Raw genomic sequence first — 22,136 nt, forward strand, 5'->3', positions numbered from 1 at the left:
CGGCCGGGGAGGCGCGGGCCTGTCGCGCGGCTCCAGCCGGAAGGACGACCGGGGGCCGGGCAGGGTTGCCTGGCGCCGGAGGCCGTGGACGCTCCGGGCCCGCAACGGCGGAGTCGGCGTGATCGCCGCGGAGGTGCCCGCTTACGATGAGCGGACGTCTTTATCCCGCCCACACGCGATAGGTTCTGCCGAAGATGAGCTTCCCCAGCACCGCTGCCCAGTTGGTCACGCTCGCCGCCGAGGGCGGAGAGCACAGCGGCAACCACGAGAGCCTCAGCCCCTACCTCACCGGTGGCGGCGCCCTGTTCGTCCTGCTGCTCCTGCTGTGGATCACCACCCGCTTCAACCGCGACCGCTGACCCGCGTCCCTGGGCCCGGGAGGGCACTGGCGGACGGGGTGCCCGGGCCGGGCCGGTAGGGTCTGCACGCATGGGAGAGCAGGACATGCCTACCGGTCCCGGCAGCGGCCCGGCCGAGCGGGACAGGCGCCGCCTGGGCGTGATGGGCGGCACCTTCGACCCGATCCACCACGGGCACCTGGTGGCGGCCAGCGAGGTCGCCGCGCAGTTCCACCTGGACGAGGTCGTCTTCGTCCCCACCGGCCAGCCCTGGCAGAAGAGTCACCGCGCGGTCTCCGCCGCCGAGGACCGCTATCTGATGACGGTCATCGCGACCGCCGAGAACCCGCAGTTCTCGGTCAGCCGCATCGACATCGACCGCGGCGGCCCCACCTACACCGTGGACACCCTGCGCGACCTGCGCGCGCTCAACCCGGACACGGACCTGTTCTTCATCACCGGCGCCGACGCCCTCGCGCAGATCCTCACCTGGCGCGACAGCGAGGAACTCTTCTCCCTGGCACACTTCATCGGCGTGACCCGGCCCGGCCACCACCTGACCGACGCCGGCCTCCCCGAGGGCGGTGTCTCCCTGGTGGAGGTTCCGGCCCTCTCCATCTCGTCCACGGACTGCCGTGCGAGAGTCGCCAAGGGAGCTCCCGTCTGGTACCTGGTGCCGGACGGAGTCGTGCGCTACATCGACAAGCGCGAGCTGTACCGCGGCGAGTGATCCGAGAGGGGCACCGGTGAACGACCGATACGACGCGGGATACGGGGGCGGCGGCCCGTACGAGCTCGTCGGCTACGACGAGTACGGCCGGCCTGTCTACCGCCAGGCCACGGAGCAGCAGGCCCAGCAGGCTCAGCAGTACGACGCCTACCAGCAGCAGGGGCAGCAGGGGCAGCAGGGCTACGGCTACGACCCGTACGCCACCGGCGGGCACCAGCAGCCGTCGTACGACCCCTACGCCACCGGAGCCCCGCAGCAGCCGCAGGCACCCTCCTACGGCACCTACGACCCCTACGGCACCCAGCAGGGCGGCCAGGGCGCCCCGTACGACCCCTACGGGCAGGGTGCGTACGCCGCCGGCACCGGGCAGCAGCCCCGGGCCGCCGAGCAGACCGCGCACATCCCGCAGCAGGCCGGCCCGGTCGACGAGGAGCACGGCCCCGCCGAGCCCGGCCGGGAGTACCGCACCGAGCAGTTCTCCTTCGTCGAGGAGCCGGACGACGACTCCGAGGACGTCATCGACTGGCTCAAGTTCACCGAGAACCGCACCGAGCGGCGCGAGGAGGCCCGGCGCCGCGCCCGCAGCCGGATCATCGCGCTCGTCGTGGTCCTCGCCCTGGTCGCGGCCGGTGGCGTCGGCTACCTCTGGTACGCCGGAAAGCTGCCCGGACTGTCCTCAGGGCCGGAGACGGGCACCACGACGGCCGCGGGCGCCCAGAAGCGCGACGTGATCGTCGTCCACCTGCACGACACCGAACGGGGCGGCACCGCCACGGCGCTGCTCGTCGACAACACCACCACCGAGCAGGGCACCACCGTCCTGCTGCCGAACTCCCTCGCCCTCACCGCCGACGACGGCACCACCACCACGCTCGCCAAGTCGGTCGAGGACGACGGCTCCGAGGGCACCCGGTCCGCTCTCGACACCGTCCTCGGCACCGACATCGAGGGCACCTGGCGGCTCGACACCCCGTTCCTGCTCACCCTCGTCGACCTCGTCGGCAACATCGAGGTCGACACCGACACCGACGTGCCCGACCCGGACGCCGAGAAGAAGGGGGAGGCGCCCCTGGTCGGGAAGGGGAAGGGCCGGACCCTCAGCGGCAAGGCGGCCGTCGCCTACGCCACCCACCGCGGCCCGGGCGAGGACCAGAACGCCCAGCTGGAGCGGTTCGGGCAGGTGCTGCAGGGCGTCCTGCGCAAGATGACCTCCGACCCGGACGCCGCCACGACCACCATCCAGACCCTCGGGCAGATCATCGAGCCGCCGCTCACCGACAAGGACCTCGGCGCCTTCCTCGCCCGGCTCTCCGACCTCGCCAAGGGCGGCGACCACAGGACCGCGCTGCTGCCCGTCCAGCAGGACGGCACGCTCACCGCGGAGGCGAGCGACAGCGTGGTCAAGGACGTCCTCGGCGGCACCGTGAAGAGCCCCGACCCGGACGCCGCCGTCAGCGTCTCCGTGCGCAACGCCACCGGGGTGGAGGACCGCACCGAGAAGGCCCGCGTGGTGCTCCTCAACGGCGGCTTCACCTTCCGGGGGGCCGGCACCGCCGCCCCGCAGGCGGCCTCGAAGGTGGTCTACGCGAACGCCGCCGACAAGGAGAACGCCGCCGAGGTCGCCGCGACCCTGGGGCTGGACGCCGGCTCCGTCACCAAGGGCAGGACCTCCGCGAACGCCCGCGTCTCGGTCGTCCTCGGCCAGGACTACGACCCCGGTTCCTAGCCGGCCGGAGCCGCCCGGGCACACCCTCCGTAATCGCGTGGGGTGTGCCCTGCGGTCATGAGACCCTTGAGGACAAGTGACCGCCGACCGAAAGCCTTGTAGTGACCGCAACCGACCGTTCCATGGAGCTCGTCCGGACCGCCGCGCAGGCGGCCGCCGACAAGCTCGCGCACGACATCGTCGCCTACGACGTCAGTGACGTGCTGTCCATCACCGACGCCTTCCTGCTGGCCTCCGCGCCCAACGACCGACAGGTCAAGTCGATCGTCGACGAGATCGAGGAGCGGCTCAGCAAGGAGCTCGGCGCCAAGCCGGTGCGCCGCGAGGGCGACCGCGAGGCCCGCTGGGTGCTGCTCGACTACGTCGACATCGTCGTCCACGTCCAGCACAGCGAGGAGCGCGTCTTCTACGCCCTGGAGCGGCTGTGGAAGGACTGCCCCGAGCTGGAGCTGCCCGAGGACGCCAAGGCCACCCGTGGCAAGGCCGCCGAACACGCGAAGCTGCAGCAGGCCGAGGAGGCGGTGCAGCCGGGCGGTGAGTGGCGGTGAGCGCCACCGGGGAGGGGCGCGACTCCGGGCGCCGGGGCCGCCGCGTCATCCTGTGGCGGCACGGCCAGACCTCCTGGAACGTGGAACGCCGCTTCCAGGGCTCCACGGACGTCGAGCTGACCGCGACCGGCGTGGCCCAGGCCCGCCGGTCCGCCCGGCTCCTCGCGGGTCTGAGGCCCGACGCGATCATCGCCTCCGACCTGCGGCGGGCCGCGGACACCGCCGCGGAGCTCGCCGCGCTCACCGGCCTTGACGTCACGCTCGACGAGGCCCTGCGGGAGACCTACGCGGGCGTCTGGCAGGGCCTGACGCACGACGAGATCATCGCCAGGTACGGCGACGAGTACACCGCGTGGAAGCGCGGTGAGCCGGTCCGCCGGGGCGGCGGTGAACTCGAGACCGAGGTCGCCGACCGCGCCGCGCCCGTGGTGCTGCGGCACGCCGAGAAGCTTCCGGAGGACGGCACGCTCGTCGTGGTCAGCCACGGCGGCACCATCCGCACCACCATCGGCCGGCTGCTCGGCCTCGACCCGCACAACTGGGAGAGCCTGGGCGGCCTCACCAACTGCTGCTGGTCCGTCCTCGGCGAGGGCGCCCGGGGCTGGCGCCTGCTGGAGCACAACGCCGGCACCCTGCCGGAACCCGTGCTCGGCGACGACGACTGAGGGCCGTCGCGATCCGGCTCCGGGGCCCCGGGACCCGGATTTCACTTTCTGGCAGGTCGCAGGCTAAAGTTCTTCTTGTTCGCCCCGCCGAGCGGGGCGAAACACCAGGCGGCCACGCCGTGGCATCCGGGGCTATAGCTCAGTTGGTAGAGCGCCTGCATGGCATGCAGGAGGTCAGGAGTTCAATTCTCCTTAGCTCCACAGGACGAAGATCCCGTCTCCCTCCGGGGAGGCGGGATTTTTCGTTGTCCGCGGTTGAGCGGGACGGGCCCACGGGGCGTATACCTCTGCGAGGCGTCCAGCCGTGTCCCGACCGGTACTCCGGCGTCGCTGACCGTATTGGCCCGGTCGTGGCAGAATCAAACGACCGGAAGGGGGCGCGGCCCGACGGGAGGGAGTTGTGATGCCTGCGAGCATCCTCGAGGAGGTCGGTCACCTCCTCGGAGCGGTGTCGACCCGACGGACCTCGACCCGGCTCAGCTGCCCTTCCTGCGGTTCCGCGCACGTCGCCCAGGTACTCGGTGACAACGGCGGGATCTCCTACGTGTGCACGGCCTGCGGCCACAGCTGGAGCTGATCGATGGGTGCACACAGGCGGAAGTGCGACTGGTGCGGCAGCGGGACGCCGATCGTGCGGGACATGGAGCCGATCAACCCCGACTACCAGTACTGGTGCGAGGAGTGCGCGCGGGCGCTGATCATAAAAGGCGACCCCATCGAGACGTACCGCGAACTCGAGGGCGAGCCGATCTACGGGCGGCTTCTGGAGGAGCACTGCACGCTCAAGCGCTTCTACTCGTTCGTGACCGCGTGACCCGGGTGCGGTCATGTCGGACATGGCCGCACCGCGGCGAAACCGATTTGGTGCTGGGCCGGGTGGACCGTGTAAAGTTGGCGTCGCCGCCGGGGAAACCGGGCGGAGCAGGACCAGGGGCTATAGCTCAGTTGGTAGAGCGCCTGCATGGCATGCAGGAGGTCAGGAGTTCAATTCTCCTTAGCTCCACAGAAGTCGAGGGCGGATCATCCGAACGGATGGTCCGCCCTCGCCGGTTGTCCGGCTCAGCGCATGAGGGTGCTCGCCCGGGGCGGCCCGAGGGCCGACCCGGGCGGGTTCCGTCAGCGGCCCAGAGCGCGCCGGCCGCGGCCCGGGGAGAGCACCGGCAGATTGCGGGAGGGCGCCTTGGCCTGGGGGGCCTCGTCCTCGATGCGCAGGGCCAGCGCGGGACAGCGGCGCACCGCGCGCAGCGCCTTGGCCTCCGCGAAGCGCGGCACCTGGGCCTGAGCCACCGTCGGGAAGCCGTCCGCGCCGAGCTGGAAGACCTCCGGGAGGATGTCCGCGCACAGGCCGTGGCCCCGGCACAGCGTCCAGTCGACGTAGATCTTCTGACGGCTGGGGCCGTTCTCCTCCCCGCCGCCGCCCGGGATGCCCGTGGGGGCCCTGCCCCCCTCGAAGAGCGGCAGGACGCCCGCCACGGGCCGTCCGCAGCCGTTGCCGAGGACATGGGCGGCGAGGTCGTCGGTGAACGCCTTGACGGTCGACTCCAGGAACATCGCGGAGCCGTCCGGGTGCGAACACGCCCCGCGCCGCTTCACGTTCCTGGCGACCTGCTTGACGGCCTCCAGGGCGGCGGGGCCGCCGCCGTTGAGGATGTCCTCCAGGCCGCGTGCGGCGGCCGGCAGCCCGAGGTAGCAGGGGCCGCACTGGCCGGCGCTCTCCTCCGCCAGCCACTGGGCGACCCGCAGCGACTCGCCCAGCGGACAGGTGTCCTGACTGATCGGCAGGATCGCGCCCGCGCCCAGTGAACCGCCCACCGCGTCCAGGGAGTTGCGGGAGACGATCGCCTCGTTGACGGTCGCCGCGTCGATCCACTTGCCGTGGTAGCCGCCCGTCAGCACCCCCTGCGGCACCGGCGGGGCGCCGGCGAGCTGGAGGACGTAGCGCAGCGGCACACCCGTCGGCACCTCGATCACCATGGGGCGGGCCACCGCCCCGGACACCGTGAGCATCACGGTGCCCGGCTCGTCGTACAGGCCGGTGTTGCCGTAGCGCTCCGGGCCGATGCGGGCGGCGATGGCGAGCTGGGCGAAGGTCTCGGCGTTGGACAGCAGCGTGGGCGCGCCGCCGACGCCGCTCCTCGACGCGCTGACCTTGCGGCCCGGCGGGATGGCCGGGCCGCCGTCGATGGAGCGGATCAGGGAGGCCGCGGCACCGGTGACCATGCGGACCGGGTTGCGCTGCACGCGGGCGCGCAGCGCGGAGCGGCGGCCGTTGCTCAGTCCGCGTTCGGCGAGCGCGGCCTCCATGGAGCGCTGGGTGGACTCCCGGGTGACCCCCACCACGAGCGTGCGGGCACCCATGGCCTCGGCGCACAGCAGCGCGCCGTCCAGGATGAGGTGCGGGGCACGGTTGATCAGCACCGTGTCCTTGCGGCAGGCCGGCTCGTCCTCGCTGCCGTTGACGACGACGACCGGCCGGACGCCGCGCTTGATCGCCGATTCGGCGACCGAGCGCAGCTTCTTGTGGAAGGGGAAGCCCGCGCCGCCGCGGCCCCTGAGGTTGATGCGTTCGGCGAGCTGAGCGAGCTGCTCACCGCCCAGCGGCTCGAGCGGCCCGTGCACCTTGAGGTGCATGGGCAGATCGAGCCGGTCGACAAGGTCGAAGCCCGACGTGAGCTGGGGAAGGCCGACCACGCGGACTTCGGGTACGTCGGGCAGAGCCTCGTTCACTTATAGCCTCCGGACGGCGTGTTCCAAGGTTCGCCCGAACCCGGTGCGTCGAAGTCGTAGGACGACGACGGCGACGCACCGGAGGGTGTTTCAGTGGCGGGACCGCTGTTGTACGTGTCACTCGGGTTGTACGTGCCGTAGAGGGTGTTCGTCTCACCGGTGTCGTACACATCACTCGAGCCGTAGCCGGAGCCGACCGAATTGTCATAGGCCGGGATGTTGTATCCGGTGTCGTTGAGCGGGTCGTAGGCCGACGGCGGGGCCTCGCCGACCGGCGGCGGGGACGGGATCGGCCAGTTGCCCGAGGTGCCGGCCGGGCCGTCCACGCGCGGGATCGCCTCCGTGGGCTGCATGTCCAGCGGCAGCTCCATGCGGGCGGTCGCGTCGGTGACCGGCGGCGGGAAGGACGGTGGCCGGCCGGGCGCCGACACCGCGCGGTAGGCGGCCGCGAAGCCGTTCGCCGGTTCCGGGGCGGGGGCCCGTTCGGCGGTCTCGTACAGCGGGCGCTCGCCGCGCCGCGCGGAGCGGCGTCCGCCGCCGTATCCGGGAAGGGCGGATCCGTCCGCCCGGGACCTGCTCTCCTCCAGCTGCTCCTCGCGGTCCCGCCGCGGGCCGTCGGTGCCGAGCAGCGCGGTGATCCGGTCGGCGATTCTGCGCTTGACCCGGGGTGGGGAGGCCCGCACCACGAGGGCTGCCATGACGCCGAGCAGGGACAGTCCGTAGAGGATCAGGAAGATCGGCTTCGCCGCTCGACCCGCGTAGAGCCCGTGCACCAGCGCGGCGCACCAGGCCGGGTAGGCCAGCATGTGCATCGCCCGCCAGCGGGCCGCGACCGGGGCCGGGGAGGCGAAGCGGTTGCGCAGCACGCCGGTGATGCCCACGAAGATCATCAGCAGGCCGGCGAGGGTGCCGAGACCGATCAGGAACGACCGGCCGGCGACGGCCTCGTCGTCGGTGAGGGCCAGCCCGAAGGGGATCACCGCGGCGATCCACGTGGTGTGGTCGAGGGCCAGCTTGATGCCTATGTGGACCAGCAGGAAGGCGATCGAGGCGACCGCGGTGGTGCGGTGCACCGCCTGCGCCAGGATCCGCTGGCGGGGACCGAGCAGGATCCGGTCCTGGGCGACGAGTCCCCAGATCACCGAACAGCTCAGGCAGACCAGTGACAGGACGCCCACACCGAAGTTGAGGAACTCGGCGAGCCAGTCGTCCGCCGTGCTGTCGTCCGGCCTCACGACCGACCTCCCGACGTCACGACGCGGAGCGGGCACACCGGAGCCGCAGCCGACCTGCCCCGAGCGGGGGGTGGGCTGCTGTCTGGACGAGAGTTCATGGGGCAACTCCGAACGGTTCGGTAAAGCGGTCCCGCCGCCGAACTCTAAGCCCCGTCATACCGATGAGTACGAGGTTTGAGTTATTGCGCTGTTATCAAAAGACAATGCGCTTGTTGTGATGTCCCTTAGTGGTTGTTACGCGAAGTAACCTCGACTTCGAGTCGGCCTGCCGTGGAAGCGCGTCGCGGCCGGATCGGAGCCTGCGGTACCCTGACGCCATGCGTGCCGTACGCCTTCTGCTTAGCGAGCCGCGCTGATCAGTCCCGACCGCCGGTGACCGGCAGGTCGGAATCGGCGCGGCGTCCCCTCCTGTGTGAGGGGATTTTTCATTTCCGGCAGTCGCAGCAGCAGGCAGAGACGATCGATGGAGCTTTGAGGATCATGAGCGAGACGAACCCCGCAGCCGCGGAGGCCGCGCCGCACCGCTACACGGCCGCCCTGGCCGCCGAGATCGAGGCACGCTGGCAGGACGTCTGGGACGCCGAGGGGACGTACGCCGCGCCCAACCCCAAGGGTGACCTGGCGGGCGACCCGGAGCAGGCCGCCCGGCCCAAGAAGTTCATCATGGACATGTTCCCGTACCCGTCCGGTGCCGGCCTGCACGTCGGCCACCCCCTGGGCTACATCGCCACCGACGTCTTCGCCCGCTTCCAGCGCATGACCGGGCACAACGTCCTGCACACCCTGGGCTTCGACGCCTTCGGCCTGCCCGCCGAGCAGTACGCCGTGCAGACCGGCACGCACCCGCGCGTGTCCACCGAGGCCAACATCAAGAACATGCAGAGCCAGCTGCGCCGGCTGGGCCTGGGCCACGACAGGCGCCGGTCGTTCGCCACGATCGACCCGGACTACTACAAGTGGACCCAGTGGATCTTCCTGCAGATCTTCAACTCCTGGTACGACGAGGAGGCGGGCAGGGCCCGCCCGATCTCCGAGCTGGTCGCGCAGTTCGAGACCGGTGAGCGGGCCGTACCCGGCCACACGCGCGGGTGGAGCGAACTGAGCGAGGCGGAGCGCGCCGACGTCCTGGGCGGGTTCCGCCTGGCCTACGCCTCCGACGCGCCGGTCAACTGGTGCCCCGGCCTGGGCACCGTCCTGGCCAACGAGGAGGTCACCGCCGAGGGCCGCTCCGAGCGTGGCAACTTCCCCGTCTTCAAGGCCAAGCTGCGCCAGTGGAACATGCGCATCACCGCCTACGCCGACCGCCTGCTCGACGACCTGGACGCCCTGGACTGGCCCGAGGCCATCAAGCTGCAGCAGCGCAACTGGATCGGCCGCTCCGAGGGCGCCCGCGTCGACTTCCCCATCGACGGCGAGAACATCACCGTCTTCACCACCCGCCCCGACACGCTGTTCGGCGCCACCTACATGGTGCTGGCGCCCGAGCACCCGCTGGTCGAGAAGTTCACCCCGGACGCCTGGCCCGAGGGCACCCACGAGGTGTGGACCGGCGGTCACGCGTCGCCCGCCGAGGCCGTCGCCGCCTACCGCGCGCAGGCCGCCTCGAAGTCCGACGTCGAGCGGCAGGCCGAGGCCAAGGACAAGACCGGCGTCTTCATCGGCGCGTACGCGACCAACCCGGTCAACGGCGAGCGGGTGCCCGTCTTCATCGCCGACTACGTGCTGATGGGCTACGGCACCGGCGCGATCATGGCCGTCCCGGCCGGAGACCAGCGCGACTTCGAGTTCGCGCGCGCCTTCGAACTGCCGATCCGCTGCGTCGTCGAGCCCACCGACGGCCGCGGCACCGACACCTCCACCTGGGAGGACGCCTTCGGGTCGTACGACGCGAAGATCATCAACTCGGCCAACGAGCAGGTCAGCCTGGACGGCCTGGGCGTCGTCGAGGCCAAGGCGCGCATCACCGAGTGGCTGGAGCGCGAGGGCCGCGGCGAGGGCACCGTCAACTTCCGCCTGCGCGACTGGCTGTTCAGCCGCCAGCGCTACTGGGGCGAGCCCTTCCCGATCGTCTACGACGAGGACGGCATCGCCCACGCCCTGCCCGAGTCGATGCTGCCGCTGGAGCTGCCCGAGGTCGAGGACTACAGCCCGCGCACCTTCGACCCGGACGACGCCGACACCCAGCCCGAGACGCCGCTGTCGCGCAACGAGGACTGGGTCCACGTCACCCTCGACCTGGGCGACGGCCGCGGTCCGCGCCGCTACCGCCGCGAGACCAACACCATGCCCAACTGGGCCGGTTCCTGCTGGTACGAACTGCGCTACCTGGACCCGCACAACAGCGACAAGCTGGTCGACCCGGAGACCGAGCGGTACTGGATGGGCCCGCGCGAGGGCATGCCGCACGGCGGCGTCGACCTGTACGTCGGCGGTGCCGAGCACGCCGTGCTGCACCTGCTGTACGCGCGCTTCTGGTCCAAGGTGCTGTACGACCTGGGGCACGTGTCGTCGGCGGAGCCGTTCCACAAGCTGTTCAACCAGGGCATGATCCAGGCCTACGTCTACCGCGACAGCCGGGGCATCGCCGTACCGGCCGCCGAGGTGGAGGAGCGCGACGGCGGCTACTGGTACCAGGGCGAGAAGGTCACCCGGCTGCTGGGCAAGATGGGCAAGTCCCTGAAGAACGCCGTCACTCCGGACGAGATCTGCGCCGAGTACGGCGCCGACACGCTGCGCCTGTACGAGATGGCCATGGGCCCGCTGGACGTGTCGCGGCCGTGGGACACCCGCGCGGTGGTCGGTCAGTTCCGGCTGCTGCAGCGGCTGTGGCGCAACGTCGTCGACGAGGCGACCGGTGACGTCACCGTCGTCGACACCGAGGCCGTCGACGAGGACACCCTGCGCGCCCTGCACAAGGCGATCGACGGCGTGCGCGGCGACCTGGAGGGCATGCGGTTCAACACCGCCATCGCCAAGGTCACCGAGCTGAACAACCACCTGACCAAGCGGGGCGGAGCGCTGCCGCGGCCGGTCGCCGAGTCCCTGGTGCTGCTGGTGGCGCCGCTGGCCCCGCACGTCGCCGAGGAACTGTGGCGCAAGCTGGGGCACGCGGACTCGGTGGTGCACCAGGACTTCCCGGTGGCCGACCCGGCGTACGTGGTCGACGAGACGGTCACCTGCGTCGTGCAGATCAAGGGCAAGGTCAAGGCGCGGCTGGAGGTGTCCCCGGACATCTCCGAGGAGGAGCTGGAGAAGGCCGCGCTGGCCGACGAGCGGGTCGTCGCGGCGCTGGACGGGGCCGGGATCCGCAAGGTGATCGTGCGGGCGCCGAAGCTGGTCAACATCGTTCCGGCGTGAGGTGAGCGAGGGCGGCCGGGGCCCGGGCCGGATGCCGGTCAGGGCCCGGGCCGACGGCGGGTCCGGGTTCAGTGCTCGGGGTAGTCCCCTACGGGCAGGTTCGGGGTTCTCAAGGAACTTCCGGCCTGCCCGTTGCGTTTACCGTTGAAGAGCGGCGCGGAGTGCGCCGGGACAGGCCGAAGGGCCCGGGAGGAGAGCCTCGTGGAAGCGGTGTTCGCAGTGGTCGCCCTGCTCTTCGTGCTCCTCGTGGTGCTCGGCGCCTACGCCACGGTGAAGGTCGTCGGCGCCGCGAAGCGCAGCGCGGACCGCCACCTCACGCAGGCCCGCCGCACGGTCGAGGACCACACCCTGAGGGCCAAGGCCTTCGCCCAGCCCGGCCCGGCCGGTGAGATCGCCCAGCTCCGGCTCACACTGCGCACCTCCATGCGGGCCACCCAGGACGCCCTGGAGGCCACCGTCGCCGAGGACGAGTCCCTCAAGGAGTCCCTCGGTCTCTTCCAGCGTCTCAGCGCGCACGGTCACGAACTGGACGGCGAGCTCAGGCGCCTGGAGTCCGAGCCGGACCGCGCCACCCTCGCCGCGCGGCTGCCCGGGCTGCGTGAGCGCACCGAGCGCATCACGAGCTCCGCGGACTCCCTGCGCTGGGCCGCCCGCGACCGCGCCCGCCGCTTCGCGGACGACGACCTGGACTCCCTGAGCGGCCAGATCGACATGGAGGCCGGGGCCCTGCGGCACTGGACCGCCACGGAGCCGCAGCCCGCGCCCCCGCGCCGGCCCGAGGCCCCCGCCGCCGACGCCCCGGCGACCGGCCGGACCTGGCCGGAGGCGCAGGAGCCCGCCCCCGGGCGGACGCCCGAGCAGGACCCCGCGCGGGCCGCCCTCGACCCGCCGGCGCCGCGGCCCACCTACCCCTGGCAGAAGAAGCCGCGCCCCGAGAGCACCACGTGAGCGCCGCGTGAGCACCGCGTGATCCGGCCACGGCCGGACGCGGCCCGCGGGGCCGGGCTGCCGCACGGGCACTACGCCAGGTAACCTCCAGCTCATGTCCCGCCATGTCGCGATCGTCACCGATTCAACGGCCTACCTTCCGGCCCGGACGATGGAGTGGCACCGCATCACGGCGGTACCCCTGATCGTGGTCCTCGGCGACCGCGCGCTGGAGGAGGGCACGGAGATCTCCACCCGTTCCCTCGCCCAGGCTTTGCAGAAGCGGCGCCCGGTCACGACGTCGCGCCCCGGTCCCGAGGTCTTCGCCGAGACCTACCGCAGGGTCGCCGAGTCCGGCGCGACCGGCATCGTCTCCCTGCACCTGTCCGCCGAACTGTCGGGCACCTACGACGCGGCGGTCGTCGCGGCCCGCGAGGCGCCGGTGCCGGTGCGGGTGGTGGACACCGGGATGATCGCGATGGCGCTCGGCTTCTGCGCGCTCGCGGCCGCGGAGACCGCGGAGGCGGGCGGCACGGTGGACGAGGCGGTCACGGCCGCGGAGAAGCGGGCGGCGGCCACGTCCGCCTACTTCTACGTCGACACCCTCGACTATCTGCGCAGGGGCGGCCGGATCGGCGCCGCGCAGGCCCTGCTGGGCTCGGCGCTCGCGGTGAAGCCGCTGCTCCAGCTGGCCGGCGGCCGTATCGAACCGCTGGAGAAGGTGCGCACCGCGTCGAAGGCGATCGCCCGCCTGGAGGAGATCGCGGCCGATCGGGCGGGCGGCGCGAAGGTCGACGTGGCCGTCCACCATCTCGCCGCCCACGAGCGCGCGGCGGCGCTCGCGGAGCGGCTGCGGGGCCGGCTGCCGGGCCTGGCCGACCTGCACGTCAGCGAGGTGGGCGCGGTGATCGGGGCGCACACGGGGCCCGGGTTGCTGGGAGTCGTGGTCTCGGCCCGGTGAGGCGCGGGGCCGCGGCCCGGCGCTCGTACGGGTGACGGAGTTGTCCACAACCGGTGAGTAGTCCCCGGGAATCGAGCAAGATCATCGCGGGTCCGTCGATGTGCCGGATCCTCGTCGCATGGCACTTCGATCACGCTCGCGCACAGCGACCCCGACCAGCGGACCGGGCCGTGGCCCCACGTCCGACAACCGCGTCCGCCACCGCCGCACCGGCGGGCCCCGTTCCCGGGCACGGCACGGGTACCGCCCCCGCGACCGTCTCGCGTCGGCGGAGGAACTCCGGCGACGGGCGGAGGCGCTGTTCGGCGGGGGCGACGCGGGATCGGGTCCCGCCGGGGCGGGCGACGGGGTCGCCGGGCGGGTGCCGAGGTGGGCGGTGGACGGGGCGGGGCGCGGCGGGCGGTCCGCGGCGTTGGCGGCCGTGAACCGTTCGGTGACGGCCGGTGCGCACGGGCGGGCGGCTCAGCACCGCGCCCACGGGGTTCGGGTGGACCACGAGGTTCCCGTGGACCGCGGAACCGGGGACCGCCCGGTGGTGAACCGCCGGACCCCGGTGGCGCGTTCGCTCGCGACGGGGCGCCCGGCCGCCGTCCCGCGCGCGGCCTCCGCGGACCGAGCGGTGAGGATCGGCCACCCGGCTCGTCCGGTGAGCCCGGCCCGTCCGGCCGCTGCGGCCGGGGTGGCAGTGGCGGATGGGGCTGACGGTGGTGCGGGGTCCGTCGACCGGGGGACGCCCGAGGGGGTCCCGGAACCCGGGCCTCCCGTGGGCAGCGAAGCGGAGCCGTCCGTGGGCAGGCGGGGTGAGCGGGTGGGGCTCGCGTTGCGGGAGCGCCTGCCGCTGTGGGTGCAGGCCCGCTGCGGACTGGAACGGCGCGGCGTCGTCGCGCTGTCGGCGCTGCTCGTGCTCGTCCTCGGCTTCGCCGTGCAGCACTTCTGGTCGGGCCGGACCCAGCCGGTGAGCGCCCCCGAGGTGGTACGGGCGGCCGAGTCGCACGCGGGGCAGGCGAACGGGGAGGACGGAGCACGGGGAGCGCCGGCGGGCGCGGCGAAGGACGGCGGCTCGGCGGCGCCGCCGATCGTGGTCGACGTCAGCGGCAAGGTGCGCGAGCCGGGCATCCACCGCCTCCCGGCCGGTTCGCGCGTCGAGGACGCGCTGCGGGCGGCGGGCGGAGTGCGTCCCGGTACCAGGACCGACACCCTCAACCGCGCCCGCTTCCTCGTCGACGGCGAGCAGGTGGTCGTGGGAGCTTCCGCACCGGCCGCGGCGGCACCCGGCGGCGGCACCGGCACGGCGGCGGGAACCGGTCCCACCGCGCCGGTGTCCCTCAACACCGCCACGCCGGACCAGCTCGACGCCCTCCCGGGGGTCGGCCCCGTACTGGCCCGGCACATCGTCGAACACCGCACCCGGAACGGCGGCTTCCGCTCGGTGGACGAACTGCGCGAGGTCAACGGCATCGGCGACCGCCGCTTCGCGGATCTGCGGAACCTCGTACGCCCATGAGCACCGGGACGACGGTGCCACCGGCCACGGGCACCACTGCGCGGCGGCCCGTCCACGCGGCGTCCGGCAAACGGCTCGGCGCCGCGCACCCGAGACAGGAGGGACCGGCGGACCTCCGGCTGGTCCCGCCCGCGCTGGCCGCGTGGGCCACGGCGGCGCTGACGCTGCACGCGCCGCCCGCCCCGGTGGTGGGCGCCGTGCTCCTCTCCCTGCTGACGGCCCTCGCCCTCCTCGTCACCCGGAGCCGCCTGCCGGGGCGGGGACGCGCCGCCGCCCACGCCGTCGCCGCCGTGCTGCTCTGCGTCGCCGCTGCCGCCGGCTCGGCGGGGCTGCACGGCGCGGACCTGCGGCGCGGCCCCGTGCCCACGCTGGCACGGGAGTACGCCCGGGTCACCGCCGAGGTCGAGATCGCCGCCGACCCCCGGCTCACCCGGCCCCGGGTCAGCGGGAACCGTATGGCCCCGCCGTCCGTGCTGATCGAGGCCGACGTGCGGCGGGTGGAGCGCCCCCGTGGAGCGGTGCGGGCGACCCGGGCACCCGTGCTGCTGATCGTCGACGCGCGCCCGCCCGGGCGCACCGCGCCGACGAGCGGGCGGAGCTCCCCGTGGCTCGGTTTGCTCCCCTCCACCCGCCTGCGGGTGGAGGCACGGCTCGCCCCGGCGCTCGAGGGCGGTGACCGGTTCGCGGCGGTCCTGCGGGTGAAGGGCGGGGACGGGCCGCCGGTCGTGGGCCGGCCGTCGGGTCCGCAGCGGCTGGCGGGCAGGCTGCGGGCCGGTCTGCGGGAGGCGACCGACGAACTGCCCCCGGACGCGCGGGCGCTGCTGCCCGGGCTGGTCGTGGGGGACACCGCGAGGATCACCCCGGAGCTGGACGAGGCGTTCAGGGAGACCGACCTCACGCACACGCTCGCCGTCTCGGGCGCCAACTTCACCATCCTCCTCGCCCTGCTCCTCGGCCCTCCCGGCCTGGCGCAGCACACCGAGCGCCGCGGCCTCGCGCCCCGCCTCGGCATCTCGCTGCGGGCCACGGCACTGCTGGGCGCGGCGCTCTCCCTCGCCTTCGTCGTCGTGTGCCGGCCCGACCCCAGCGTGCTGCGGGCCGCCGCCTGCGGATCCGTCGCCCTGCTCGCGCTCGCCACCGGCCGCCGCAGATCCCTGATCCCGGCCCTGGCGACCGCCGTTCTGCTCCTGGTGCTCTACGACCCCTGGCTGGCCCGCAGTTACGGGTTCCTGCTCTCCGTGCTGGCCACCGGCGCGCTCCTCACCCTCGCTCCGCGCTGGAGCGCCGGACTGCGCCGGCGCGGTGTCCCGCCCCGCCTCGCGGAGGCGCTGGCCGCCGCGGCTGCCGCACAGGCACTGTGCGCGCCGGTGGTCGCCGTGCTCGCGGCGCGGGTGAGCCTGGTGGCGATCCCCTGCAATCTGCTCGCGGAGTTCGCGCTCGCACCCGCCACGGTGCTGGGTTTCCTGGCCCTGGCCACGGCACCGGTCGCGATACCGGCGGCGCGGGCCCTGGCAGGGTGCGCGAGCTGGCCCGCGGAGTGGATCGCGCACGTCGCCAGGGCCGGGGCCGCGCTGCCCGGCGCGGGCGTGGACTGGCCCGGCAATTGGGCCGGAGCGGCGGCGCTCGGCGCGGTCACCCTGGTCGCGCTGCTCGTGGTGCGGCGCCTGCCGGGGCACCCCTGGTGGTGCGGTGCCTGCGCACTGCTCCTGGTGCTGGTGGTGGTGCAGCCCCGGCCACTGACCCGGGCGGTCACGGGCTGGCCGCCGCCGGGCTGGCGGATGGTGATGTGCGACGTGGGCCAGGGCGACGCGCTGGTGCTGGCGGCGGGCGGGGGCTCCGGCGTGGTGGTCGACACCGGACCCGACCCGGCCCTGGTGGACCGCTGCCTGCGCTCCCTGGGCGTCACCCGCGTCCCCCTCGTCGTCCTGACCCACTTCCACGCCGACCATGTGGCGGGCCTGCCCGGCGTGCTGCGCGGACGCGAGGTGGGCGCCGTCCAGGCGACGGCCCTCGAAGAGCCCGCCGGCCAGGCCGCGTTCGTACGGCGGCTCGCCGCCGCCCGGCACGTCCCGGTGACGCACGCCTCCGCCGGTGAGGTGCGGCGCGCGGGCGGGCTGTCCTGGGAGGTGGTGTGGCCGCCACAGGGCGCCCACGGCGCGGTGGGAGGGCCGAACGACGCCAGCGTGGCCATGCTGGTCCGCACGGCGGGTCTGCGCCTGCTGCTCCTCGGCGACCTGGAACCCCCTGCCCAGCGAGCCCTGGCGGGGTCACCGGCGGTCCGGCGGCTGACCGGCGTGGACGTCCTCAAGGTCGCCCACCACGGCTCCGCCCACCAGGACCCGGACCTGCTGCGCCGGGCGGCCCCGCGGCTGGCGCTGATCAGCACGGGGGAGGACAACACCTACGGGCACCCGGCCCCGGGCACGGTCGCCGCCCTGCGCGCCGGGGGCGCGACGGTGCTGCGGACGGACCGGGACGGGGCGCTGGCGGTGACCGTCGGTGAGGACGGGGGAGGGGAGCTGAGGGTGGCGCGGCGCTGAGGAGGGCGGGCGAGGCCGCCTTCCACGCCGGGCCGACGGCGGCTAGGTTGGAGCCGGCGAGTCATCCACGAGGAGCTGAGACATGGTCGGTTCTCCGAGCACGCGTTGACGTGGGGCCGTGACCGGCCCGTCATCGCGTGCTGCCCTTGTCGGTGCGGCACAGCGAGCCCTTCCCTGCCCGGACCGTCGGCGCGCCCTCGTGCGACCGGCGGCGGGCCTCGTCGCCGGCAACCCGAGGGACTCCCGTGCCGACCGCTTCCTCCGCTTCCTCCCCTTCCTCCGCTGTGTCCGACCCCCGTCGGCCTGTTCCGCCGAGCCTGTGGCGAAACGCCGACTTCCGCAGGCTGTGGACCGGTCAGACAGCCTCCCAGATCGGTGAACACGCGAGTCTGGTGGTGCTGCCGCTCTTCGCCGTCCTGACCCTCCACGCCAGTGCCGGCCAGCTGGGTGTCCTGCGCGCGGTGGGGCAGGCGCCGATCCTGCTGCTCTCGCTCTTCGCCGGCGCGTGGGTGGACCGGTGGCGGACCCGCACCACGATGGTGCTCACCGACGCCGGCCGGGCCCTGGCGCTGGGCGCCGCCGCCGTAGCCGGTCTCTGCGGCGTGCTCGGCCTGCCCGCCCTGCTGGTCCTCGCCTTCGCCGTCGGAGCCCTGTCCGTGTTCTTCGACGTGGCCTATCAGGCGTCTCTCGTGCGACTGGTGGAGCGCGACCAACTGGTGCGGGGCAACAGCGCGCTCGAGGGCAGCCGGTCCGCGGCGCAGACCGGCGGTCCCGCTCTCGGCGGCGCGCTGGTGTCCCTGCTGTCGGCGCCGGTCGCCGCCGCCGCGGGCGCGCTGTTCTTCGCGCTGTCGTTCCTGTCGGTCCGGCGGATCCGCCGGACCGAAGCGATCCCGGAGCGCCCGGGGCCCACCCCTCGCGTCTGGCGGCGGATCCACGAGGGCCTGCGCTTCGTCGCCGGTGACAGCGCGCTCCGGGCGGTGTGTCTGGCCTCGGCCGTCTTCCAGTTCTCCTTCGCCGCCGTGATGACCGTCTACCTGCTCTTCCTGCCGAGGGAGCTGCACCTGTCGGGCACCGTCGTCGGGCTGGCACTCACGGCGGCGGGACCGGGCGCGCTCCTCGGCTCGCTGCTCGCCGCCCGTCTGCCGGCCCGGTTCGGTCACGGCGCGGTGCTCGTGTGCGCGGCGGCAGTCGGCGACGGTGTGTTCCTGTGTGTGCCCGCGCTGCACGGCTCGTCCGCGGTGACGGTGCCCGCGCTGCTCGCGGCCGGGTTCGTGTTCGGCTGCGGCGGCCAGTTGGTGAACGTCACGGTCATGGCCGTCCGGCAGGCCGTCACTCCGGACGGGATGCAGGGCCGCGCGGCCGCGACGATCACGTTCGTCGGCATGGGGATGACCCCGCTCGGTTCGCTGGCCGGCGGCCTCCTCGCGGAGGAGTGGGGGCTGCGCACCAGCCTCCTCGTGACGGCCGCGGGCATGATGCTGTCCCCCGTGGTGATGGCGCTGTCCCCGCTCGCCCGCCTGGGACGCCGGCTTCCGGCCCCGCCCGCGGCGCGGGCGGTGACCGGTGGTGAGGACGGGGGCAGCAAGCCGCGGGTGGCGCCACACTGAGGACATGACTGAGGGCATGAACCCCGCGGCGATCGACGCCTACCTGCGCCGGCTCGGCGTCGAGCAGCCCGCGTGGCCCACCGTGGACGCGCTGCGCGAGCTGCACCTGCGGCATCTGGAGAGCGTGCCGTTCGAGAACCTGTCCATCCATCTCGGCGAGGAGATCGTGCTGGACGAGAAGCGGCTGCTGGACAAGGTGGTGGAGGCGCGGCGGGGCGGGTTCTGCTACGAACTGAACGGCGCCTTCGCGGCGTTGCTCGCAGCGCTCGGCTACGACGTCACCCTGCTCGCCGGGCGGGTGTACGGGGACGGGGGCCGGCTCGGCATCCCGTACGACCATCTCGCGCTGCGCGTACGGACGGTGGACGGCGGCGACCGGCTGGCCGACGTCGGTTTCGGCGCGCACTGCCATCTGCCGCTGGCCTTCGGGGAGCGGGGGGAGCAGAAGGATCCCGGGGGTACCTTCCGGATCGTCGAGGCGGGGGCGGACGCCGCCGGGGTGCGCGGCGGGCACGGCACGGTGGAGGCGGCGGACCTGGACGTCTTCCGGGACGGCCGGCCGGTGTACCGCCTGGAGGTGCGGCCGAGGGTGCTCGGCGACTTCACCGCCGGGGCCTGGTGGCACAGCAGTTCGCCGGCCTCCCACTTCACACGGTCGCTCGTGTGCTCCCGGATCACCGGGGACGGGGGACGGATCACGCTCAGCGGCCGGCGGTTCACCGTCACCGCGCCGGACGGGACGCGGCGGGAGCGGGAGACCGGGACGGACGAGGAGGTGCTGGCGCTCTACCGGGACCGGTTCGGTATCGCGCTGGACACGGTGCCGACGGTGCGGGAGACCCCGAGGGGCGGCTGACCCCGGTACCGGACAATGGCCCGTGTGAGTGATGTGCGACATGTGCTGGTGCTGCCCGACCGTGAGGCCGCGGAAGAGGTGGCCGAGGCCCTCGGGGAACGGTTCGGTGTGGACGAGGAGCCCCGGCTGGTGCGGGACGCGCTCGCCGGTGAGGACGACGCGGAGGACGCGCAGTGGCTCGTCGTCCTGCGGGACGAGGCGCGGCGGCTGGACCCCGGTGAGCTGAACGAGTTCGTGGCCGGGTGGGAGGGGTGGCGGGAGGAGCCGTAGGGGACCGCACGGCTGGGGCGGCGTTGTCGGTGGCCCGTGGGATGCTTGTCGCGATGGCCAGGAAGACCGGATCCGACGACCCCCTCGCCCCCCTGACGCTCGCCGTGGGCCAGGAGGAGCTGCTGCTCGACCGCGCCGTGCAGGAGGTGGTGGCCGCCGCGAAGGCCGCCGACGCCGACACGGACGTACGCGACCTGACTCCCGACCAGCTCCAGCCCGGCACCCTCGCCGAGCTGACCAGCCCGTCGCTCTTCGCGGAGCGCAAGGTCGTGGTCGTACGCAATGCGCAGGACCTGTCGGCCGACACGGTCAAGGACGTGAAGGCGTACCTCGGGGCGCCCGCCGAGGAGATCACGCTCGTGCTGCTGCACGCGGGCGGCGCCAAGGGCAAGGGCCTGCTCGACGCGGCGCGCAAGGCGGGTGCCCGGGAGGTGGCGTGCCCGAAGATGACCAAGCCGGCGGACCGGCTGGCCTTCGTGCGGGGCGAGTTCCGGGCCGCCGGGAGGTCCGCCGCACCGGAGGCGTGCCAGGCGCTGGTCGACGCCGTCGGCAGCGACCTGCGCGAGCTGGCGTCGGCCGTCTCCCAGCTGGTCGCGGACGTCGAGGGCACCATCGACGAGGCGGTCGTCGGCCGCTACTACACCGGGCGGGCCGAGGCATCGAGCTTCACGGTCGCCGACCGGGCGGTCGAAGGGCGCGCGGCGGAGGCCCTGGAAGCCCTGCGCTGGTCGCTGTCGACCGGGGTGGCCCCGGTGCTGATCACCAGCGCGCTGGCCCAGGGCGTCCGGGCGATCGGCAAGCTGTCGTCGGCGCGCGGCGGCAGACCCGCCGATCTGGCCCGTGAGCTGGGCATGCCGCCGTGGAAGATCGACCGGGTGCGGCAGCAGATGCGCGGCTGGACCCCGGACGGCGTGGCCGTGGCGCTGCGCGCGGTCGCCGAGGCGGACGCGGGAGTCAAGGGCGGCGGGGACGACCCGGAGTACGCGCTGGAGAAGGCGGTCGTCACCGTCGCGCGTGCGGCGCGGTCGAGGGGACGGGCGTAGCACCCCCGGCGACGGCGTGATCGAGTCGCTCCCCTCCCGCCGGGGGGGACAATGGAGGGTGTCGGCCTTCGACCGCCCAGCAGTGGGAAGGTGGCGAGCGTCATGGCTGAACACCCGCACGCAATGCTCGTCCGCAAGGGCTACGAGGCGTTCTCGCGCGGCGACATGGATGCCCTACGGGGACTGCTGTCCGCGGATGCCACGTACCACGTACCCGGGAACCATCCCCTGGCGGGTGACTTCAAGGGGCAGGACGCGATCATCGGGTTCTACGAACAGCTCGCCCAGGAGTCCGGCGGGACCATGGACATCGAGCTGCGCCATATCCTCGTCGACGGCCGCGGTCACGCGGTGGCGGTGCACCGCGTGCGCGCCGAGCGGCAGGGCGCGAGCTTCGAACAGATGGCGTGCTACGTCTTCCGGATCGTCGGAGACAGGATCACCGATGTCGACGAGTGCCTCGAGGACCTCGATGAGGCCGACGCCTTCTGGGCATGAGGCGTGAGGGAGAGGCCGAAGGCCCCGCCGCCACCCGGGGAAGGGTGCGGGCGGGGCCTTCGGATGAAGACTGTGAGCTCGTACCCGCGTGGCGAACGCAGGCCGCGTACGAGCTCGGGGTGCCGGCCGGGGGCGGATGAGAGAGGGCCCGCCCGGGGTCCCGCCGACGGTCAGATCACAGGGTTTCAGCCCTTGACGGCCGCGACCTTCTGAGCCAGCGCCGACTTCTTGTTGGCGGCCTGGTTCTTGTGGATGACGCCCTTGGAGACGGCCTTGTCGAGCAGACGCGCGGCAGCGCGCTGGTACTCGGTGGCCTTCTCGGTGTCACCCGCGGCAGCGGCCTCGCGGGCCTTGCGGATCGCGGTCTTCAGAGAGGACTTGACGGCCTTGTTGCGCAGCCGGGCCTTCTCGTTGGTCTTGTTCCGCTTGATCTGGGACTTGATGTTCGCCACGAATGAGCCTCTACAGGTTCTGGCCCGGGGCCGTACGGTGCCGCACGGAACCCGCGCCGGGTGATTTCTTGGGGTGTGCCTCGCGCTGAGAGGGCATGAGACACAGCCCCCCACACTACCAGCGGCCCGTTCAGTGGCCCAAACCCGTCCCG

The 22,136-nt window shown here is 73.3% G+C and carries 20 protein-coding genes and 2 tRNA genes; 19 read left to right on the forward strand and 3 right to left on the reverse strand.

From position 1 onward, the window contains the following. Positions 1-194 precede the first annotated feature (194 nt). From F1615_RS35580 to F1615_RS10120, 9 genes are all read left to right on the forward strand, one after another. On the forward strand, positions 195-359 hold the full coding sequence (locus tag F1615_RS35580; RefSeq protein ID WP_037935784.1) for a hypothetical protein: 165 nt from the start codon (positions 195-197) through the stop codon (positions 357-359). Positions 360-429: 70 nt separating this feature from the next. Beyond that, positions 430-1,068 carry a nicotinate-nucleotide adenylyltransferase gene (gene nadD / locus F1615_RS10085; RefSeq protein ID WP_149548540.1) on the forward strand — a complete coding sequence of 213 codons (639 nt, stop codon included), beginning with the start codon at positions 430-432 and terminating at the stop codon, positions 1,066-1,068. 16 nt (positions 1,069-1,084) lie between these two features. Next, on the forward strand, positions 1,085-2,794 hold the full coding sequence (locus F1615_RS10090; protein ID WP_149548541.1) for a LytR C-terminal domain-containing protein: 1,710 nt from the start codon (positions 1,085-1,087) through the stop codon (positions 2,792-2,794). 101 nt (positions 2,795-2,895) lie between these two features. Beyond that, positions 2,896-3,342: a ribosome silencing factor gene (rsfS, locus tag F1615_RS10095; protein WP_149548542.1), complete on the forward strand. Its 447-nt coding sequence runs from the start codon at positions 2,896-2,898 to the stop codon at positions 3,340-3,342. Next, the gene (locus F1615_RS10100) at positions 3,339-4,007 is read left to right on the forward strand and encodes a histidine phosphatase family protein (protein ID WP_149548543.1); all 669 of its coding nucleotides are present in this window, start codon (positions 3,339-3,341) and stop codon (positions 4,005-4,007) included. The genes rsfS and F1615_RS10100 overlap by 4 nt, the downstream gene beginning before the upstream one ends. Before the next feature lie 128 nt (positions 4,008-4,135). After that, positions 4,136-4,208: transfer RNA gene (locus tag F1615_RS10105), tRNA-Ala, on the forward strand. Between the two features lie 202 nt (positions 4,209-4,410). Beyond that, positions 4,411-4,584: a hypothetical protein gene (locus F1615_RS10110; protein WP_107061204.1), complete on the forward strand. Its 174-nt coding sequence runs from the start codon at positions 4,411-4,413 to the stop codon at positions 4,582-4,584. A gap of 3 nt (positions 4,585-4,587) precedes the next feature. After that, positions 4,588-4,821: a hypothetical protein gene (locus tag F1615_RS10115; protein ID WP_006136074.1), complete on the forward strand. Its 234-nt coding sequence runs from the start codon at positions 4,588-4,590 to the stop codon at positions 4,819-4,821. A gap of 116 nt (positions 4,822-4,937) precedes the next feature. Then, positions 4,938-5,010, forward strand: a tRNA-Ala gene (locus F1615_RS10120). A 113-nt stretch (positions 5,011-5,123) separates the two neighbouring features. On the opposite strand, the gene F1615_RS10125 is transcribed toward F1615_RS10120, so the two are convergent. Together F1615_RS10125 and F1615_RS10130 are read right to left on the reverse strand one after the other, a co-directional pair. After that, positions 5,124-6,734: an NADH-quinone oxidoreductase subunit NuoF family protein gene (locus F1615_RS10125; RefSeq protein ID WP_149548544.1), complete on the reverse strand. Its 1,611-nt coding sequence runs from the start codon at positions 6,732-6,734 to the stop codon at positions 5,124-5,126. Continuing rightward, positions 6,731-7,969: a ferric reductase-like transmembrane domain-containing protein gene (locus F1615_RS10130; RefSeq protein WP_149548545.1), complete on the reverse strand. Its 1,239-nt coding sequence runs from the start codon at positions 7,967-7,969 to the stop codon at positions 6,731-6,733. The genes F1615_RS10125 and F1615_RS10130 overlap by 4 nt, the downstream gene beginning before the upstream one ends. A gap of 480 nt (positions 7,970-8,449) precedes the next feature. Between F1615_RS10130 and leuS the strand changes: the two genes are divergently transcribed. The 10 genes from leuS to F1615_RS10185 all read left to right on the forward strand — a co-directional run bounded on the left by leuS (position 8,450) and on the right by F1615_RS10185 (position 21,532). Beyond that, positions 8,450-11,326 carry a leucine--tRNA ligase gene (leuS, locus tag F1615_RS10135; RefSeq protein ID WP_149548546.1) on the forward strand — a complete coding sequence of 959 codons (2,877 nt, stop codon included), beginning with the start codon at positions 8,450-8,452 and terminating at the stop codon, positions 11,324-11,326. 201 nt (positions 11,327-11,527) lie between these two features. Then, positions 11,528-12,274 carry a hypothetical protein gene (locus F1615_RS10140; protein WP_149548547.1) on the forward strand — a complete coding sequence of 249 codons (747 nt, stop codon included), beginning with the start codon at positions 11,528-11,530 and terminating at the stop codon, positions 12,272-12,274. 94 nt (positions 12,275-12,368) lie between these two features. Further along, complete coding sequence (locus F1615_RS10145) at positions 12,369-13,214, forward strand: DegV family protein (protein ID WP_149548548.1); 846 nt, start codon at positions 12,369-12,371, stop codon at positions 13,212-13,214. A gap of 787 nt (positions 13,215-14,001) precedes the next feature. Beyond that, on the forward strand, positions 14,002-14,718 hold the full coding sequence (locus F1615_RS10155; protein WP_425385630.1) for a helix-hairpin-helix domain-containing protein: 717 nt from the start codon (positions 14,002-14,004) through the stop codon (positions 14,716-14,718). Then, positions 14,715-17,258 (forward strand): ComEC/Rec2 family competence protein, encoded by a 2,544-nt coding sequence (locus F1615_RS10160; protein ID WP_149548549.1) that lies wholly within the window; start codon positions 14,715-14,717, stop codon positions 17,256-17,258. The genes F1615_RS10155 and F1615_RS10160 overlap by 4 nt, the downstream gene beginning before the upstream one ends. A gap of 284 nt (positions 17,259-17,542) precedes the next feature. Next, positions 17,543-18,865 (forward strand): MFS transporter, encoded by a 1,323-nt coding sequence (locus F1615_RS10165; protein ID WP_244328681.1) that lies wholly within the window; start codon positions 17,543-17,545, stop codon positions 18,863-18,865. Positions 18,866-18,881: 16 nt separating this feature from the next. Then, positions 18,882-19,721, forward strand: a complete 840-nt coding sequence (locus F1615_RS10170; RefSeq protein WP_149548620.1) for an arylamine N-acetyltransferase family protein — start codon at positions 18,882-18,884, stop codon at positions 19,719-19,721. Between the two features lie 24 nt (positions 19,722-19,745). Continuing rightward, positions 19,746-19,991, forward strand: coding sequence for a hypothetical protein (locus F1615_RS10175; protein ID WP_149548551.1), 246 nt, complete (start codon positions 19,746-19,748; stop codon positions 19,989-19,991). A gap of 53 nt (positions 19,992-20,044) precedes the next feature. Then, positions 20,045-21,034: a DNA polymerase III subunit delta gene (holA, locus tag F1615_RS10180; protein ID WP_208818285.1), complete on the forward strand. Its 990-nt coding sequence runs from the start codon at positions 20,045-20,047 to the stop codon at positions 21,032-21,034. Positions 21,035-21,136: 102 nt separating this feature from the next. After that, positions 21,137-21,532, forward strand: coding sequence for a nuclear transport factor 2 family protein (locus tag F1615_RS10185; protein ID WP_149548553.1), 396 nt, complete (start codon positions 21,137-21,139; stop codon positions 21,530-21,532). Between the two features lie 185 nt (positions 21,533-21,717). Here F1615_RS10185 and rpsT read toward each other — a convergent pair whose 3' ends face one another. Next, positions 21,718-21,984, reverse strand: coding sequence for a 30S ribosomal protein S20 (rpsT, locus tag F1615_RS10190; RefSeq protein ID WP_149548554.1), 267 nt, complete (start codon positions 21,982-21,984; stop codon positions 21,718-21,720). Positions 21,985-22,136: the final 152 nt, after the last annotated feature.

Origin of the sequence: Streptomyces marokkonensis, from assembly GCF_008312835.1 — a bacterium.
Classification (GTDB): Bacteria; Actinomycetota; Actinomycetes; order Streptomycetales; family Streptomycetaceae; genus Streptomyces; species Streptomyces marokkonensis_A.